The 18,271-nt window shown below is 46.0% G+C and carries 10 protein-coding genes and 1 tRNA gene; 9 read left to right on the forward strand and 2 right to left on the reverse strand.

The features are described 5' to 3' along the window. The first annotated feature begins 10 nt into the window (after positions 1-10). Positions 11-5,659 (forward strand): hypothetical protein, encoded by a 5,649-nt coding sequence (locus BREVNS_RS03980; RefSeq protein WP_483427763.1) that lies wholly within the window; start codon positions 11-13, stop codon positions 5,657-5,659. A gap of 527 nt (positions 5,660-6,186) precedes the next feature. Here the strand turns inward: BREVNS_RS03980 and BREVNS_RS03985 are convergent. Beyond that, positions 6,187-6,271 (reverse strand) — tRNA-Leu (locus tag BREVNS_RS03985). 135 nt (positions 6,272-6,406) lie between these two features. Here BREVNS_RS03985 and speA point away from each other — a divergent pair. The 6 genes from speA to BREVNS_RS04015 all read left to right on the forward strand — a co-directional run bounded on the left by speA (position 6,407) and on the right by BREVNS_RS04015 (position 14,571). Beyond that, the gene (gene speA / locus BREVNS_RS03990; RefSeq protein WP_483427764.1) at positions 6,407-8,329 is read left to right on the forward strand and encodes a biosynthetic arginine decarboxylase; all 1,923 of its coding nucleotides are present in this window, start codon (positions 6,407-6,409) and stop codon (positions 8,327-8,329) included. A gap of 14 nt (positions 8,330-8,343) precedes the next feature. Then, a complete protein-coding gene (locus BREVNS_RS03995) occupies positions 8,344-9,534 on the forward strand; it encodes a saccharopine dehydrogenase family protein (protein WP_483427765.1) in 1,191 nt (396 codons plus the stop codon). After that, a complete protein-coding gene (gene nspC / locus BREVNS_RS04000) occupies positions 9,513-10,688 on the forward strand; it encodes a carboxynorspermidine decarboxylase (RefSeq protein ID WP_483427766.1) in 1,176 nt (391 codons plus the stop codon). The genes BREVNS_RS03995 and nspC overlap by 22 nt, the downstream gene beginning before the upstream one ends. A gap of 901 nt (positions 10,689-11,589) precedes the next feature. After that, positions 11,590-12,330 (forward strand): diadenylate cyclase CdaA, encoded by a 741-nt coding sequence (gene cdaA, locus BREVNS_RS04005; protein WP_483427767.1) that lies wholly within the window; start codon positions 11,590-11,592, stop codon positions 12,328-12,330. Then, positions 12,317-13,018, forward strand: coding sequence for a CdaR family protein (locus BREVNS_RS04010; protein ID WP_483427768.1), 702 nt, complete (start codon positions 12,317-12,319; stop codon positions 13,016-13,018). Before cdaA ends, BREVNS_RS04010 begins: the two co-directional genes overlap by 14 nt. Further along, entirely contained in the window at positions 13,015-14,571 is a 1,557-nt protein-coding gene (locus BREVNS_RS04015; protein WP_483427769.1) for an O-antigen ligase family protein, read from the forward strand. Before BREVNS_RS04010 ends, BREVNS_RS04015 begins: the two co-directional genes overlap by 4 nt. A gap of 344 nt (positions 14,572-14,915) precedes the next feature. On the opposite strand, the gene BREVNS_RS04020 is transcribed toward BREVNS_RS04015, so the two are convergent. Beyond that, positions 14,916-15,419 carry a hypothetical protein gene (locus tag BREVNS_RS04020; protein WP_483427770.1) on the reverse strand — a complete coding sequence of 168 codons (504 nt, stop codon included), beginning with the start codon at positions 15,417-15,419 and terminating at the stop codon, positions 14,916-14,918. 106 nt (positions 15,420-15,525) lie between these two features. Between BREVNS_RS04020 and BREVNS_RS04025 the strand changes: the two genes are divergently transcribed. Together BREVNS_RS04025 and BREVNS_RS04030 are read left to right on the forward strand one after the other, a co-directional pair. Beyond that, the gene (locus BREVNS_RS04025) at positions 15,526-17,295 is read left to right on the forward strand and encodes an SGNH/GDSL hydrolase family protein (RefSeq protein ID WP_483427771.1); all 1,770 of its coding nucleotides are present in this window, start codon (positions 15,526-15,528) and stop codon (positions 17,293-17,295) included. Continuing rightward, positions 17,292-18,107, forward strand: a complete 816-nt coding sequence (locus BREVNS_RS04030) for a hypothetical protein (protein WP_483427772.1) — start codon at positions 17,292-17,294, stop codon at positions 18,105-18,107. Before BREVNS_RS04025 ends, BREVNS_RS04030 begins: the two co-directional genes overlap by 4 nt. Positions 18,108-18,271 lie beyond the last annotated feature (164 nt).

Raw genomic sequence — 18,271 nt, forward strand, 5'->3', positions numbered from 1 at the left:
GGTGTCATCGGTGCGAAGGATTGCCTTTTTTGTTCTTTTCCTCATTATTGGGCTGGCTACCATGCAAAATCCTGGTTTTTCCGAGGATAATAAACCTTTTGAAAGTGAAACCCTCTTCTGGCAAGAGAAAAAAACTCGGTTTTCGTTTGTTATCACCAATCAGGTAGTCATCTCAAATGCAGAAGTCATTGCAGGAATTACCAATTGGCAACTCTCCAATACCACCGTGATATACACCTTTTCTGATGCCTTTGATGACCTTGTTTCCTTTGACCCTGTCGAAGTCTGGGAGAAAGAACTTGCCGAGATGATTTTTCCTGCGGACTGGTACCACTTCCCTCTAGAAACCGCCTATCTCCGCTGGCAGAGAAAAAGCCTGAGAAAGGCTTCGGTTGAGTTAGTCTCAGAAAAAAACCTCTTCAGTTTCTCTCCAGAGGTGTATAAACAGATTCTTCAAGAAAAAAGAAAAAAAGAAGGCTTGGCCCTTCCAGGGGAAAAAAAGCCTCTGAGCTTCCGCGTAGAGGAATGGGAGAGTGAATTTGTCCTCAGTGGATGGTTTGTGTTTCGAGTAGGGTACGGGTGGGTCTGGAAAGACCCTTCCTTTCTTCAACCGGTAGGAAGTTTTCGGCCTGGGCTGGATATGGCTCAGAATCTCCGTTTCAATCTCACAGGAAGAATAGGAGAGAGGGTCAATGTCTCCCTTTCCCACCAATCAGATAACCCGGAAAACACCTACTCCCTTCAGTACAAAGCCCTTGATAGTGATAAGGGCGTGGTGAGAGAAGTGCTTTTAGGAAATGTGGGAATGCAAATACCACAAAAAAGTACTCTCATCAGCAGTGAAGGTATCCCTTCCCAGGGAGTGGGAGTTCTTGGTCGCTTTCAGATGGGAAAACTTTCCTGGCAAAGCCTTTTGCATCTCTCCGGTACTCAAAAGGGATATCGTCGTTTTGTGGGCTCAAAACAATATAGAACCATCACTCTTCGAGAAATCCAGTACCTCAAGCGCAGGATCTTTCTCCTCCCTGATACGGATATCGATGTGGGGAGTGTAGAAGTTCTTGTCCAGACCAATGTGGCCTCCGACCGAAAAATCGACGGGCTCTTCTACAAGCGGTTAGTCTTTATGCAGGATTATACCCTTGACCATACGAAAGGAGAGCTTTCTCTCTCTTCTTCCATAAGTCGTGATAAGCGGCTTGTCATTCGTTATACCCATCAGGGAAATCCCTTCTCCAACCCCGCCGGTTTCCCCTGGCAGGGGAGTGATGATACCACAGGCGAGGCCTTTTTGTATCTGTGGAGAGAGGATGAACCTATTGCCCCTTATGTTCACTATGGAGTTTATTTCTTGGGCACAAAGGGCTTTGATGCGGGAAAAGGATTTGACCTCCGGATAGTGTATACAGCCAATCCGGCTATCGAAACCCCCTTCCAGTTTGATTCCTCCCGCTATCGGGTAAATCCCACAACAGGTTACCTCTGGTTTTTTGACCGTATGCCTTTCCCCGGTCCTTCCAATCTCTATACCAACTACACCGATCCTATCGAAAGTGACTCCCTCTATACGCTTGTGTGCTCTTACTACGAACCGGTGGGAAGTTTTCAGTTAGACTACAATGTAATCCCCGGAAGTGAAAGTGTCTTTATTAACGGCCGAAAACTCTCAAGCTGGGAATACCTCCTTGTTTCAGCCACTGGAGAACTCATCCTCAATCAAATGAGTGCCCTTCAGGAAAACGATGTGATTGAGGTGTACTATGAGTACAAACCCTTCTATGGGGCTGGGGTCCAGAGGTTCAGCTGGGCCAATAGGTGGGACTATCCCATCGCCTCTTTCTGGAATATGGGTGGTACCGCCATAGCCACCCTTGCCCAGCGAGGAGAAGAGGGAGCAAAACTCCCCCAGACGCCTGATGGCATACTTCTGGCCAGTGTGGACAATACCTTTGAGATGGGACAACTCCTCGGCTGGAAAAACCAGAATAGATGGACCATTCAACTCGAAGGGGCTGTCTCTCTCTACGACCCCAACACGGCAGGGATGGCTATTGTAGAGGATTTTGAAGGTGGCGCAGAAAGTTTCCAGCTCTCGAAAAGTGAATACCGCTGGATACTCAGTAGCCCTGTCACCAATATTGCTGGCATCTCTCTCTCCAATCGAGCTCGCCTCCTCTACCGTGACTATCGGGAGTACAAAGCTGATGGAAGTAGCTCCCTGATCCCTTACTACCAGACTCCTTTCGCGGTGTATTCTTATACAGAGAAGCCAGGCCCTTATATGGCTTTGGGAGGACATCTCCCAGCTGCCGATTATCCCAATATCGTCCAGAGTGTGCTTGTCTGGGACTATGACTATAGCAGTGGCGAATGGGTGGGGACTGTTCAGCCGTTAGCCCAGGGGCTCTCCGTTGACTTAAGCCTCTATGATGAAATTGTTTTCTGGGCGAAGGTAGAAAATGATGACGATGGCGACGGTATTTTCCAGGACAATACTGGCCATTCTCTTGAATTCTTCTTAGCCGCCGGGAATCTCCCGGAGGATAGCGATGGTGACGGCGTACTGGATAGAGAGACAAGCAGTCAGGACCTTGGATATATTTTCAACGACCCGACTAATGGCTCCCTCCTCACACGGGTAGGAATCGGAAGAGGCAACAAAGGAGATGGTTTCATCCAGAGCGAAGATCTCAATGGCAATGGTCTTCTTGATACGACGGGAAACTGGGTCGTTCTCCCTTCAGCCGGCACCACCTCCCCCACCAATCTTCTTCTTGAGGGAAGCGGCTGGCGAGAATACCGTATCCGTATCGATCAGCTCTCTTCTTCCCAGCTTCGTGCCCTTCAACAAGCCACGTCGGTAGCCATCTACCTCAAGAGAAAAAGTGGCACTAAAGGACGCGTCCTCATTGATGGGATAAGCTTTCAGAAAACAAAATGGCAACGCCTCACTATAGACGGAGAAAGTATCCCTCCAAAACCTCAATGGCGAACAGGAATTCTCACCACCTTTTCCAGCGCCATGTATCAGAAGTATCGCTTCTACGACCCGTGGTCAGAAGACGAGAACGCAAAAGAACGCTACACCACCTTTGAAAATCTTCACAAGATGAGAAGCAAAGCCGAAGCCCTTCAATACGAAGAAAAAGCCTTAGCACTTTTCTATTCTCTAAGCAATACCACCTTTGATCCCCTTTCAGGGGAAGGGGGAAAAGAGGGGATGGTATGGCACACCACCAGCCGCCCCCTTCCTGTAGCCTCGTACGAAACCCTGAGCTTTTATATTTTTATTCCTTCGAAAAACGAAGATGGGACCCCCATCAAAACAGGGATAGATACCTGGAACGATGAACAGTTTCTCTTTGTGTTAGGTTCCTCCAGTAATGATCTCTACCAATGGAGTATTCCTCTTGCCGATATCCCAAAAGACACCTGGCACAAGATAACCCTTTCTCTCTCGACATTAGACCTTTCCCTGCGAAATACCACTTATCGTCCCTCTCAACAGGGAACCCCCTATCTCTACGAAGTCCGGATCATGGGATACGGAGTAAGGGTAGATGGCAGTGAACCCACAAGCAAAGGAAACCTCTGGATAAACGAAATCCACGTCTCCAACGACAAAACAGAAACCGGCTGGGCAACCCTTGCTACCACCACGCTTGATATTCGACGTCCCCTCTGGATATGGAATGGAACGGAAATTTTTGGTCCCCTTCTCCTTGTGGGAAAAAGCGAGTGGAGATCAGAAAACTTCCGCTCCTCTCTTGGGGCCACCAATGTCCTAGCGAATGCAGCTACTACCCTCTACACCATAGAAATCCAGTCCTCTCTGGTACGTTTGTTTGATTACCGGATGTATGGTTCCTGGCTCAGGCAACAAACAAGAACAAACACCACAGAACTTCCCCTGGACCGCCAGTTTCAGTTTGAGAGAAACCAGGGGGGATTTTCCGTTCGGTACAAAAGTGCCGCGTGGATTCCAGAGATCTTCCATTCCTATAGCGAAGAAACCCAGTGGAAGAGATCTTTTCCCTCCTTCTTAGCCCAGACCACAACCATCCAGACCGCTTCTGGTCGGTGGACAGCGAAAGAGAAACTTCCCTGGACAAGAACCTTCTCCCACCAGATTGACATGGCTTACGAACACGGGGCAACCCTTGACATAGGAACATACGAGACCAGCGGGATTCTTCTTTCCAATAGGTCACACTCCCTTTCCAAGCAAAAGCTTGTCTCCATTTCGCTTTCCCAGATCACAGGGCCCCTCACTCTCTCAGGTGGCTACGGAAAAACCCAACAAAAATACAGGTCTTATGCCGATATTCAAACCTTCGATAAAGGAGGAGAGTTCTTTTCCGATCATACCCGCATTAAAGACAGATACCTCTGGATTCAGTATGGATTCATAGAAGGATTTGACTGGGCTGATCCCTTCTGGCAAAAGGATAACGAAGGCTTCTCGTGGGGATTTCAACTGGACAAGCCCTGGCCATGGATCTATACAGAAAATAAATCCTCCTGGAACCGGAATAGGGAAGCCTTCACCTACACGTCCTCCGGTAACCTTCTCTTTTTCCAGACCACCCACTCCCTCACCAACCAGTGGGGAGTCAACCTCTATCCAAGGTGGTTTTTCTTAGACACCCTTGGGGTATCTTTTGCAAGGCAGGCTCGTCTCTGGTACCAGTCCAATCAAGACCCCCTCTCCTACCAGGAGGTCCTCCAGACTACTGGGAGTATCTACTATACCCCTCCCTGGGAATACAGTACCTTTTCCTTAGTTCAAGCCCGCTCCAATAGCCTTGTTTTCGCTTCTTTCTACACCAATCTCCCCGCAAGCCAGCACAGTCTCGAAGAAAACTGGCGATGGGAATGGCTCCTCCCACGGTACGATAACCTCTGGGATATTGTTTTCCCAAAACGTTATAGATACAGCACCACTCTTGCTACCTCTCGCGTTGATTTTGGCTACACCCAGGTTTTTTCCCACACCCTTGGCACCCTCTCTGAATTCCCATGGGGACGCTTCTGGACCAATCATACCCTCTACCAGATCCAGCCCCTGCAGCTTGATTACTCCCTTTCCTGGACAGAAAACTACCTCACCAGAATCCTCACCTCAGGTCAAAATATGACCTTGAGACAAACCCTCTTCTTCCAAAAGGACGTAAGCCTCACCACAATCTACAGTCAACAATGGAACCAAGAAGAAAGAATCACCAACTGGTACAGCTTTGAAACAAACTATGGGTTCCCTATCCGGGATAGTGCTCTTGCCCTCAAAACCAGTACAAGAAACACGCTCAGTTTTATTCTCAACTGGAATATCCTGAATTTCAAGGAAGTCAATCTCTTCGGCTGGAAAATTAACCTCCGCGGCTCTACCCTCCAGAACAGTGAAAACCTTTCCTTCTCCTGGGGAAATACGCTCTATGACAAGCCCCTCTTTGCTCCCTTTGTTGAACCTATCTATGAGATCACCTTTGATCACTCCTCTCGTTATCAGCTCACCGACTATATTACCAGCACCCTCGTCGTCAAAGTCCTCAATCATCGGTATCGGGAAGTTGTCGTCGTGAGTGGACAACGGGTGGAAAAACCCTTTGATATGGCGTGGGGACTCTACCTTGCCTTTGACTTAGGTATAAAATTTTAGTCCCCCAAGAAAACGCTTTGTTGTGAGAAGCAAGGATTCCCTTTCTCAGTATCTTTTGAGAAAAAGGACAGCAAAAAATCTCGAAACCCTTGCAGGGGTGTTTTTTCCCCTGTCCGGGTCAGGGGCTACGCCCCTGAAACCCCGTTTTTTCCATTTACAAGGGCTTATTTGTCTTTTTTTGTTCAAAGGAATAGTTTTATTTATTACGTTAAGGAACATTTTTATACTATTTTTTGTTTTTTACCACTTTCTTGAGACCTTCGCACCTTCGTGCAAAGGTCTCATCTCTGCTATAACCTTGTTTCAGCAAAGCCCTCCTGTTTAGCTGAAACAAAGTTATAGCCATCTCCCACCATGATGTTCCCAAGAACAACTTGTATCCCTTGCTCCAAAAAGAGAAAAATCCTTCATGATTCCCCTTGCCCTATCAAAGAGAGAGAAGAGGTTTGTTTTCCAGGGAGAAAGACAAGAAAACATCTGGGGGAAGAAAAAGAATGTTTCTTATGGTACGCCTGCCAAAAAGAAAATGCCGGGGACGGGACTCGAACCCACACAGGCTGAACACCCACTAGAACCTGAATCTAGCGCGTCTACCAATTCCGCCACCCCGGCATCTCAGGTATATATGATAACATAAAAAAAACCTCCTGTCAAGGAGAAAGGGGGAATGGTACAAGTCCTAAAAATTGACATATTTTTTTCTTTGCCCTACAATAATATCCACTTGAGAGAAGGGGAGGAGAGTCAATGGTACGAAAAGAGCCCCTGGAACGCTGGTCGGTAGAAAAATCTGCCGAACTCTACAATATTCGCAGCTGGAGTGCGGGGTATTTCGATATCAATGACAAGGGCGAGGTCGTTTATCAGTACAAAACGAAGCAGGGAACCATTCAGGTGAGCCTCATGGATATCATCCGCGGAATACGAGCCAGGGGATTGAGTTTTCCTGTTCTCCTTCGTATCAGCAATATCCTTGACTCACAGATCACCCTTCTTCACGAGAGCTTTCGAAAAGCCATCCAGTCTTTTGGCTACAAGGGCCGGTATCAGGGAGTTTTCCCTATCAAGGTCAACCAGCAACAACAAGTGCTGGAAGAAGTCAGCGAATTCGGAAGTCGGTACCACCATGGTTTTGAGGCTGGAAGCAAAGCTGAACTTCTTGCCGCTCTTGCCTTTCTCAAGGATCCGGAGGCTATTATTGTCTGTAATGGCTACAAGGACAGTGAATTTATCGATCTTGGCCTCTATGCTACAAAATTGGGCTACCGTTGTATCTTTGTAATAGAGATGCCCAGTGAGGCCGACCTTATTCTTGAACGTTCAAGACTGCTCGGGGTAGAACCCTGGATTGGGGTTCGTATCAAACTCTCCAGCAAAGCCAGTGGCCACTGGACAGAATCCGGCGGTGATAGGAGTATTTTTGGCTTAAGTCTTCCTGAGGTGGTGGAACTGGTGGACAAACTCAAAAAGGAAAATGCACTGGGCTGGCTCAGACTTCTCCACTATCATGTTGGATCGCAGATTCCCAATATCCGGGATATCCGTTCAGCCGTTCAGGAAGCCACCCGTGTGTATGTGGGGCTTGTCTCAGAAGGAGCTCCCATGGGATTTGTGGATTTTGGGGGTGGGCTTGCCGTTGACTATGACGGCTCACAAACCAACTATCATTCCAGTCGAAACTATACGGTGGAAGAATACTGTGCCGACATCGTCGAAACGGTGATGAGTATCGTGGATGAGCATCAGATTGATCATCCCACCATTGTCACTGAATCCGGTCGATTTCTGGTGGCGTACTACTCCGTGCTTGTTTTCAACATTCTCGATGTGACAAGGTTTACCCCTGCTCCCCCTCCAGAAAAACTTCCCGAAGGAACCCATGAACTCACCCAGAACCTCTTTGAAACCTATCAAAAACTCAGCATCAAGAACCTTCAGGAAAGTATTAACGACGCCATTTATTACCGTGATCAAATCCGGGATATTTTCAAACACGGAGATATCTCTCTCCGGGAAAGGGCACTGGCTGAGAATATCTTCTGGAATATTGTTTCGATTGTGAGCGAAAAGTCCCGCGGGATGAAAAAAATCCCCGTGGAGATTGAAGGTATAGAAGTAGCCCTATCAGACATTTATTACGGGAACTTCAGCGTTTTTCAGTCGCTTCCTGATACATGGGCGATTGATCAGGTCTTTCCTGTCATGCCTCTCCATCGATTGGACACCATGCCCACCCGTGAAGCGATCATTTCCGATATCACCTGTGATAGCGACGGAAAACTTGACCATTTTATAGACCCACACGGAGAAAAGCTCACTCTCCCCCTCCACGAACTCAAGGGAGATGAAGAGTATTATGTGGGGGTTTTCTTAGTAGGGGCCTACCAGGAAACTTTAGGAGACCTTCATAACCTCTTAGGAGACACCAATGTCGTCACCATCCGTGTGAACGAAGATGGTACCTATAACTTTGTTTCTGAAATTGAAGGGGATTCTGTGGCTGATGTTCTTTCGTATGTGGAATATGACATCAAATATATCAGGCGCCGTTTTCGTGAAATGGCAGAAAAAGCCGTTTCTGAAAATCGTATCAGTGTGCAGGAACGTGCTTCTATTCTCAAAGCCCTTGAAGATGGCCTTGATGGGTACACCTACTACGAAAAAGACTAAGAGGAGGGAAAACGATGGCAAGAGTTATGATTATTGGGGCTGGAGGAGTTGGACAGGTGGTGGCTCACAAGTGTGCCCAAGTCCCGGAGGTGTTTAGCGATATTCTGCTTGCCAGTCGCACCAAAGCAAAGTGCGATCGTATTGCCGCCCGTATTCAGGAAAAATACGGTCGAAAGATCCAGACGGCGGCTCTCGATGCCGATAAGCCAAAAAACACCATCAAGCTCATCAAGAAGTTCAAACCAGACATGGTGATCAATGTGGCCCTCCCTTATCAGGATCTTCCTATCATGGACGCCTGCCTTGTCACAAAAACTCACTATCTTGACACGGCCAACTACGAACCAAAGGATGTGGCCAAGTTTGAGTACAAGTGGCAATGGGCTTACCATGAGAGATTCAAAGAAGCCGGTATTATGGCTGTGCTGGGGTGTGGATTTGACCCAGGTATGACGAATATCTACACCGCTTATATGAAAAAACACTACTTCAAAAAAATGAAGTATGTGGATATTGTGGACTGCAATGCCGGTGACCACGGCAAAGCCTTTGCCACCAATTTCAACCCTGAAATCAACATCCGGGAAATCACCCAGAATGGTCGATACTACGAAAACGGGGAATGGAAAGAGATTCCCCCCATGTCTGTTCATAAACCCATAGACTACCCCGGCGTTGGACCAAGGGAAAGTTATCTCCTCTTCCATGAAGAACTTGAATCTTTGGTCAAAAACTTCCCTGAGATTGAGCGTATCCGTTTCTGGATGACCTTTTCGGAAAACTATCTCACCCACCTGAGGGTTCTCCAGAATGTGGGACTCACCAGCATCACGCCTATCACCTTCCAGGGTAAAAAGATTGTCCCCCTCGAATTCCTCAAGGCCCTTCTTCCTGAACCGGCATCGCTTGGAGAAAACTACAAAGGCAAAACCGTTATTGGTGTTCAGATTGAGGGAGAGGGGTATTCCGGACAAATAGAACGGAGATTTATCTACAACATCTGTGATCATGCTGAAAGTTATCAGGAAACAGGCACCCAGGCCGTGGCCTATACCACTGGTGTCCCTGCTATGCTTGGAGCCATGATGGTTCTCACCGGCGTATGGAAAGGCGCTGGTGTCTTCAACGTCGAAGAGTTTGACCCAGACCCCTTCATGGAAAAAATCGGACAGTATGGACTCCCATGGCAGGAAACTACGTTTTAAGGGTGAGTGACCTCGGCATTGACATCGAACACCTGAAAACCCCTGTCTTTTTGGTAGATGAGGCACGACTGCGGGTAAATGCTCGTATTCTCCAGGGGGTTATTGAGAGAACAGGCTGTCGGATTATCTTGGCCCTGAAGGCCTTTTCCACCTATGCCACGTTTCATGTCCTTCGAGAAACTCTCCATGGAACCTGCGCCAGTTCCCCTGATGAGGCCAGACTGGGAAGAGAAGCCTTTGGCAAAGAAGTCCATGTCTATGGGGCCGCGTATAGCGATGAGGATTTTCGTGTTCTTCTTCGTTATGCTGACCATATTGATTTTAACTCCTTTGGTCAATGGGAGTATTTTCGTCCCCTGGCCCTTCAGGCCAAAAAGAAAAAAAACATCCATTTTGGGATACGAGTCAACCCTGAACACTCCGAAGCCCCTGTCCCCATGTATGACCCTGCAGCCCCTTTTTCACGGCTGGGGGTGGTGAGAAGCCAGTTTCGGGCGGATCTTCTTGATGGTATCAGCTATCTTCACTTCCACACCCTCTGTCAGAAAAACGCTGACGCTTTAGTACGAACCCTTCAGGCCTTTGAGGAAAAATTCGGCGAATTTATCCCCAAAATGGCCTACATCAATTTTGGGGGGGGACACCATATCACCAGAGAGGATTATGATGTTGATCTTCTCTGCCAGACCATCACTACCTTCAAGTCAAAATATGGCGTTCAGGTGTACTTAGAACCAGGAGAAGCGGTAGCCCTCAATGCAGGTTATTTAGTAGCCACGGTGTTAGACGTTATTCATAATGGCATGGATATCGCGATCCTCGATACCTCTGCGGCTGCCCACATGCCCGATGTGCTGGAAATGCCATATCGACCACATATCCTTGAAAGTGGCCTCCCCCACGAAAAGCCATACACCTATCGCTTAGGAGGGGTGAGCTGTCTTGCCGGGGATGTGATAGGTGATTATTCCTTTGATAGGCCTCTCAAACGAGGAGATAAACTCGTGTTCACCGACATGGCCATCTACTCCATGGTGAAAACCAATACCTTCAATGGGATTCGACTCCCAGACATTGCTATCATGGACAGCGAAAAGGGATGGGTAAGGCTTCACAAGCGCTTTGGTTATCAGGATTTCAAGCGAAGGCTGTGAGGTTTTTTCACAGGTCGGCCTGAAAAAGAGGCGTTGTCCTCGTCGCATGCTACGCATGCCCCTCGGACGGACAATAGGCCGCTTTTGCGGGCAAAGAGAAACCTCTTCTCTGTGCGGAGGAAGTCCTTCCTCCGTGAGCGACATTGCCTCGTCCTCGGGACTTCGGCAACCACAACTCGTCCTCCTGAGTTCTGCGACTAACTTTATAAACTTTACAAACTTTCAACTTTCAACTGATACGCACCCTCACTCCGGAAGGACTTCCCCACTCCACGGCAAAGGACACACCTCCGCAAAAGCGGCCCGGTGGATACTGAGCGAAGTCGAAGTGGGGTACAGAAAAAAAGGGGGGTGATAAAAGAACAGGGCCTTCTGTCACTAGCCTGCAGGGCACGTGTCCCCTGCAGGGGCTTCTACTACGGCACACCGCAGGCAGGGACGGGAAAAAGACTATGGCGACGAGTCAGCAAGAAGGAAGATTTCTGAGACCTCAAGGTCCAGGGCTATCACCTTGTTTCAGCAAAACAACCCACAAAGCTGAAACATCGACATAGCCATGTTTATTTATCCTATTTTCCCGTCAAATATCCGCCGACTTACCACTGCCAAAAAGCTTCTACACCTCTTTTTCCCCATTTTGAGACTATGGCACGGGTGTTTTCATCCCTGTCTGGGTCAGGGGCTACGCCCCTGAAACCCCGCTTTCTCTGTTTACATGGGTTTATTTGTCTTTTTTATTCAAAAAAATAGATTTATTCATTGCTTCAGAAACATTTTTACACTATTTTTTTACTACTTTTTTTGAGACCTTCGCACATTCGTGCAATGGTCTCATTTTATTGCTTTTTTCGCCTTTTTTTCTTACAATAAAGCCCAGAGGAAAATAAAAAATGGGGTGTGTATGGCCTGGTTTACGACCTGGGTAACCTCGGTTTTTGATATCCTGTTAGTGGCAGGTATTTTGTATTTTCTGTATACGATTTTCAGAGACACTAATTCGATGACTATTGTCAAGGGCTTTCTCGTGGTTTTAGCCGTTTATGTGATAGCTGATTTTTTTCAGCTTTCTACACTTGCCTGGATTCTCCGTTATATCGTGGGAAATTTTGTCATCTTAGCTGTGGTTTTGTTTCAGCCTGAGATCAGAAGAATCTTCTCTCAGGTTGGTCAGGGCGGCTCGGTATTTCACAAACCGTATTCCAATGTGGTTGAGGAATTAGCTGAGGCCGTCTTTGAAATGGCCAGACAAAACATGGGAGCCCTGATCCTTATTGAACGAAATGTTGGTCTCAGGCATCTCATGGAAGATGCCCTTGCCATCGATGCAAGGCTTTCCAAAGAAATGCTTTTTTCTATCTTTTACAAGGGCAATGTCCTTCACGATGGGGCTGTGGTGATCCAGGGAGACAGGATTGTGGCCGCCAGGGTGATTATCCCTGCGGTGAAAATCGACGCGATCAAAACCAAACGATTCAAATATGGAACGCGTCATCTGGCCGGGATTGCCATCACCAGCGAATGCGATGCTATAGCCCTCATTGTGTCTGAAGAAAAGGGGACGGTCTCATTGGCCACAGAAGGCCATCTTGCCTTTGATCTCGAATACGAAAACCTCAAGAGGAAGCTTTATGAACTTCTTTAGACATCCCCCGTCCTGGAACTGGAAAAGTCTTTTCACCAAAGACTGGCAGGCCAAAGCAGGAAGCCTTGTGGTGGCCATTCTGCTCTGGTGGTTTGTGTATTCGCAGACAAGTGTCCAGAGAGGCTTTTATATTCCTATCCAGTATATCAATCTCCCCCCCAATATGGTCATTCTGAAAACCAATGATACCATGGCGCGGGTTACCATTCAGGGGAGAAAAGACCGCATCATGAGTCTCAAAAATCATCAGATACGGGCCTTTGTCGATCTGAGTGAGGCTTCACCCGGCTGGTATACCAACCAGATCCACCTCACCACAACTGAATTAGATCCAACGATGTCTGTCAATTTAGAAAAGACCACAACAACCCTCTTTGTCGATACCGTTGAGGCCGTAAGCTTGCCTGTGCTCCCTGTTCTCACTGATTCGGTAGAAAAAGGCTACGAGGTAGCCTCGTTGGAACTCCGTCCATCTTCTGTTATCCTCAAGGGTCCATCAACGTTTCTCACCAATCTTCAGTACATCAAAACCATGCCCATTTCTCTGAAAGGACTCACAAACTCTCTTTCCACCAATGTGGAACTGGTGATCCCGCAGGAGATCATGGTGATTGATAACCTTACCAATCAGGTAATTATTCATATCAGGCAAATATCCCGTCAGGCTCTTCCAGAGGAGGAAAAATGAAAAAATACCTTGTGCTTTTCCTGGAACTTGGCCTTGCGGCTATTGTCCTGTGGTGTTTTGTCTGGAATGGATGGATCCCTCTTTTTCAGAAACCTCTTGATCTCACCTCTCCTCTGGTCGAAGGAGACTATATCGCCGTCTCTCGTGGCCAGAAGACAGAAGAGATCCTTGTGAAAGGAAACACCACCACCAATGTACTCACTTCCTCACCACACAGGCTTGTCTTTTTTTCTCTCTCAGAAAGGGCTGTTGTGTTCACTTCAGAAAAGGTTCATCTCTACCCTCAAAAGACCATCTTTGTCCATTCCTTTTTGATAGGGGTAGTGATTCTTTTGAGCGTTCTCTTTGCCTACTGGCTCAAGAAAACAAAAGAATTCGACTGGGCTACAAGGTTTTTTCTTTTCGCTCTTGTGTTTGGCTGGTCTGGAAGTCTGTCAGTCCTCTTTCTCTTTCTTTCTGTTTTCGTAGGACTTTCCAATAGTGTGAAAAGCTATCACTTTCGCTGGTATCATGCCCTCGCTGGGGCTTTTTTTCTCTGGGCTCTTTTCTCAGGGCTTTTCTCCCGTTTTCCGGTGAATGGAGTGGGAGCCGCATTTCTCTTTTTGGGGTATATGCTCATCGACTTTTCTTTCAGAGCAAGATCTCTTGAGAAACTCCCTCTCACGTTAGTTGGAAGAGCTATCTTCTCGGCTTTTCTGAGTAGTGGCTTAGTGAGTTTTTTTCAGCAACTTTTTGTGGGACAGGGAGTCGGGATATGGGATGGGAGTGTCTGGCTTCTTCTCTGGCCCTATCATGAACATGAGCTTGTGTCTCTCTTTGAATGGTCAGCCAGGGGAGGATACTGGATAGGGCTTATGGTGTCTTTTCTGTTTACTCTTTTTCTCCGGGAGAAAAACACCAAAGAAAAAATCCTTCTTGCCACCGGTCTTGTTATAGGACTTGTCACGCTCCTTTTCACTCAGTCTCGCGGGGGGTTTGTTCTTGCTTTTGTTGGGATGTTCACCCAGCTTCTCTTTTTGAAACGGGGGTATCTTGCCCTTCTTTTTCTTGTGCTCCCTCTCACTTTTGTTCTTTTTGCGCCAGATTCCAAGTGGGCACAGAGCATCAAAAACCCTCTTTCCTTTCACACCAACGTCCAGCGGCTTCACCAGATCCGGGCAGGGCTTGATTTCTGGAAAGAGGCCAATCCCCTCACCGGCATAGGTCTCATGAACTTCAAAGAGTACTACTACGAAAAACGGCATGAGTACGACATCTATTCGGTAGCAGATTATCTCCATCAGGGGTATCTTGCTATTCTCCTCGAAACAGGGGTAGTGGGATGGGTGCTTTTGTATGGATTTTTTGCCGTCATGTGGACAAAAGCTTTGTCTTCTGCCCTCAAGAAAAAAGGCTTTGGCCCAGCCTGTCTTGGCCTCCAGACGGGTTTTCTGACAAGCCTTCTTTTTGATGCCATGCTTCTCTATGCCTTTTATCTCGGGATGTGGGTGTGGATGTGGATAGGCTTTTCAGAGGTAGTGGCAGAAGAAAAAGAAAAAGGTAAACAAGACTAACCCTTGTATGGTTCTTTTGTTGCTTTTTCTTGGTAAAACGCTTACCCCCTGAAACCTTTCTTTTCTCACTTCCAGAGACATATTGAGACCTTTGCACATTCATGCAAATGTCTCACTCTCTTTGAAGGGTCTTTCAGCCTTTTGCCTTCACCCTTCCTAAACTCTCACAAAAGGTGAACAAGGTTCCTTTGTCTCTCTCAGGGCAGGTGGTGGGTTATGAGCTATTCCCTTGTTTCAGCAAAGAAAGGAAGGAATCTGAAAAAGAGTAAGAGCAAACAAAAAAAGAGGGACAACTCCCTCTCTTTTTTAGGAGTATCCCTCTTCAAACAACCACTGTTTCATTTCTAAAAAAGAAACCCAGCCCCCACAGAGAAACGAAGACCAAGATACATATCCGCAAAAAGAGGAAAAACCGTAACTTCCGGCTCAAGATAAAAATGTTTCCCCAAAAGCCATTTGTACGAAGCAAGTACTTGAGGATAAAAGCCCACAAATTGTCTCACCTGAAAATAAAAAAGCCCAGCTCCAACGGAAACCCCTTCTGGAGCAGGAGTATCTCCATACCAGCGAATATTGAATTCTCCAAAATAAAGAGTGTCCTCTCCCGCAGGAGAAAACAACACCCGTCCAAAAAGGCTTAGGGTATCATCAAGGGCATACTCCCCATGTCCTCCATAGGCCAAAGTCGTCACGGGGCCCACTGAAGCCTGTGCCCAATTATTACCCATATCAAACACAAAAATACCTGGCCACCATGTGATACCATTGACATCCACCCCTACCGAGAAACGGCCGTAAGCCAAAAGCGAACAAAGGAAAAAACCAACTATCCACACTCTCTTCAGCATATTTTCCTCCATATTTATTTAAATAATAGTATAAAGCAAAAAAAATTTTTTTTCTTGAAAAATATGAGAAATGGCTCTACAATAATCCTTTGAGGAGAAACAATCTATGAAAAAATCCCTCCTTTACTCAAGCGTTTTTCTCATAGTATGGATAGGAATACTGGCTGGGCTGGAAGGTCTTTTTAGGATTTTTCATATAGGGTACTCCACCCAACCCTTTGAAAGGATTTCCTCTTTGTCTTCCTATCTTCGAGACAACCAGCGATTTGCCAACAAGTACTATCCTTTTCAGGCTATTTCTACTTTATCCGGTAATCTTTATCATCTTTTTCCCCATCCCAAGCCTACCAATACCCTTCGCATTTTTGTGCTGGGTGGCTCGACGGCACAGGGATTTCCTTACTATCCCAACCATTCTTTCTCAAAAATTATCGAACAGGCTCTTCTCCATACGGGTCTTTATCAAGATGTCGAGGTGATGAATCTCGGCATGAGTGCCCTCTCGAGCTACTACATTGCCGATATTGCTCCAAAACTCCTTACCTATCAACCAGATGTGATTCTTATTTATGCAGGGCAAAATGAATACTACGGAACCATAACTTCTCTGCAAAAGCCTTTCTGGATGCAAAAACTTTATCTATCCCTCAAAGAATGGCGAATCTTTCAATGGCTTTTTGCCCTGGTAGAAACCAGAAAAAATCGCCCTGATGAAAATCTGATGGCCCAGCAGTTTGCAAAAAAACGAATTCCTGCCAATCCTATGCAAGATAAAAGAATAGCCACTGATTTTGGTAAAAATATACAAAGTGTCGTAAAGTTCTATACAAGACGAAAGATACCCGTTTTTGTGTATGAACCCGTATGCAACCTCATTGATATGCCTCCTTTTAGTAGTGAAGGTGAGGAAAATATCGCTTCTTTTGTGAAAGCCTATCATCATCTCTTCACCAATACCCGCCTTCTTGCTCAAAAGCTTGCTCAGGATGGTGTTCTCGAAAAGTTGAAATACCATTTTCCTTCCAATGCGCATGTGCTTTATCTTGAAGGTTTATTGGCTCTGGAAAAGGGTGAGCCGTTCTTAGACATTTTGGAAAAAGCCAAAGACCTTGATACAACTCCCTTTCGTTATCGAAGTGAAATCAGGGAGGCTTTGTATACCTTGGAGCATCAAGAAAGTTCGAACAGGTATTTTGTCTTTATTCCCCTTCGAGAAGAGATCATTCATCGCTATGGAAGTAATGCATTCGATAATACCCTCTTCATTGATCACCTGCATTTCAAGAGAAAAGGCCAGCATCTTCTTGCTCAACTTTTCTGTGAGTACTGGCTTGGCTATTCTCATACTCCTTCCAATGCTCTGGTTTCACTGAGAAATTTCTTCTCCACACCTGATCAGGTAGAAAAAGGCATTTTTTACCATAGCTATTACGACTACGAAGCCGAAAGCCGTGTGGCAGGACTTCTGATGGAGCCACCATATTCTCTTATGCTTCTTCCTTATCAGAGAAAGGGATCTCTTCTCTCTCATCCCTTTCTTCTTTCCAATTCCTCTGAAATCACCCGCTATCTTGCTCAAACCAATGATTTTTTGAAAGTATATTTCACCTATCTTTATAACAAACAAAAATTTGAAGAAATGGCCTCTCTCATCAATGCTATCAGACAGGTTTCGCCAGCCCACCCTCAATCCTACTACAATATAGCAATTTTTCTTTCTACAACCAATGCTTACTCTGAAGAAGCCGCTCAGGCATGGCTTATGGCCATTCTCCTTTCAGAAAAAACCAATCAAAACATTCTTTCTAATGCTATTCGCTATTTTTCTTACCATCACAAAGAAGATATTCTACGCCAATGGAGGATAAAACGATGAAAAGAAATTTATTTGCCCTTCTTTCCCTTCTCTTTCTTTTTGCCTGTTCTCAACCTATGGCTTACTATCAGAGTGTTGGCTTTGATGAACGGTATGTTATCGTGGGGGAAAACCCTCTCAAAAAACCCCTCACCAATCAAGGGTTCTATACTATCTGGTACGATCATCAAAAACGTCCTGTAAAAATTTGTTATGGACTGACCAATACCCTTCTCCCTGATCCGGCTTTTGGTGTCGAACAGATTCTTTTTGAATATTCTCCCACCAATGAAAAGAGGCTTTTTCTTGATGCCTCCAATCATCTCAAGGTTTCTCCTCAACAGGGCTATGCCATTGCCATTTTAGATTATAACGAAAAGGGACAGGCTGTCCAGGTGAGGTATTATGACACCAATTTTTCTCCTGCTTTTGATCAACGCAAGGCTTTTCGCTATGAATGGAGAAGGGATGAAAAAAATCGTATTACGAAGGTTACTGGTTATGATACCCATGGCCAGGTGGTAAGTTTTATGGGGATAGCTTCTGTAGAATGGACATACGACCGGCAGGGGAACCTCATAGAACAGCGTTATTATGATGCCAGTGGCAATCTCACCAGCAAAACCTTCTGGGGATATGCTATTGAAAAAAGAAGTTATGATAGAAAAAAAAGACTCATTGAACAGGCTTTTTATGATGAAACTGGACGTCCTGTGAACTACAACTTCTGGCATATTCACAAGTATCGTTATTTTTATGACAGAAAAGGTAGGCTTACCAATACCATAAGATATATGGTAACCAATGGAGAGATTGTCCAGGTTGCTCGATAAAAAACCAAAAAATTAGAGATAAAATTCTCTTATAGTTTTGAAGGAGAGGGAAACCCTCTCCTTCTTTTTTTGCAAAAGCTTTGTTCATGTACTTTTAAAAGAAGAGATTTTTTAAAAATCCTATTTACCTATACAAACTTTTTTCCTTTTCTTATTTTTTTGAT

This window comes from Longinema margulisiae (assembly GCF_025266855.1).
GTDB lineage: Bacteria > Spirochaetota > Brevinematia > Brevinematales > Thermospiraceae > Thermospira.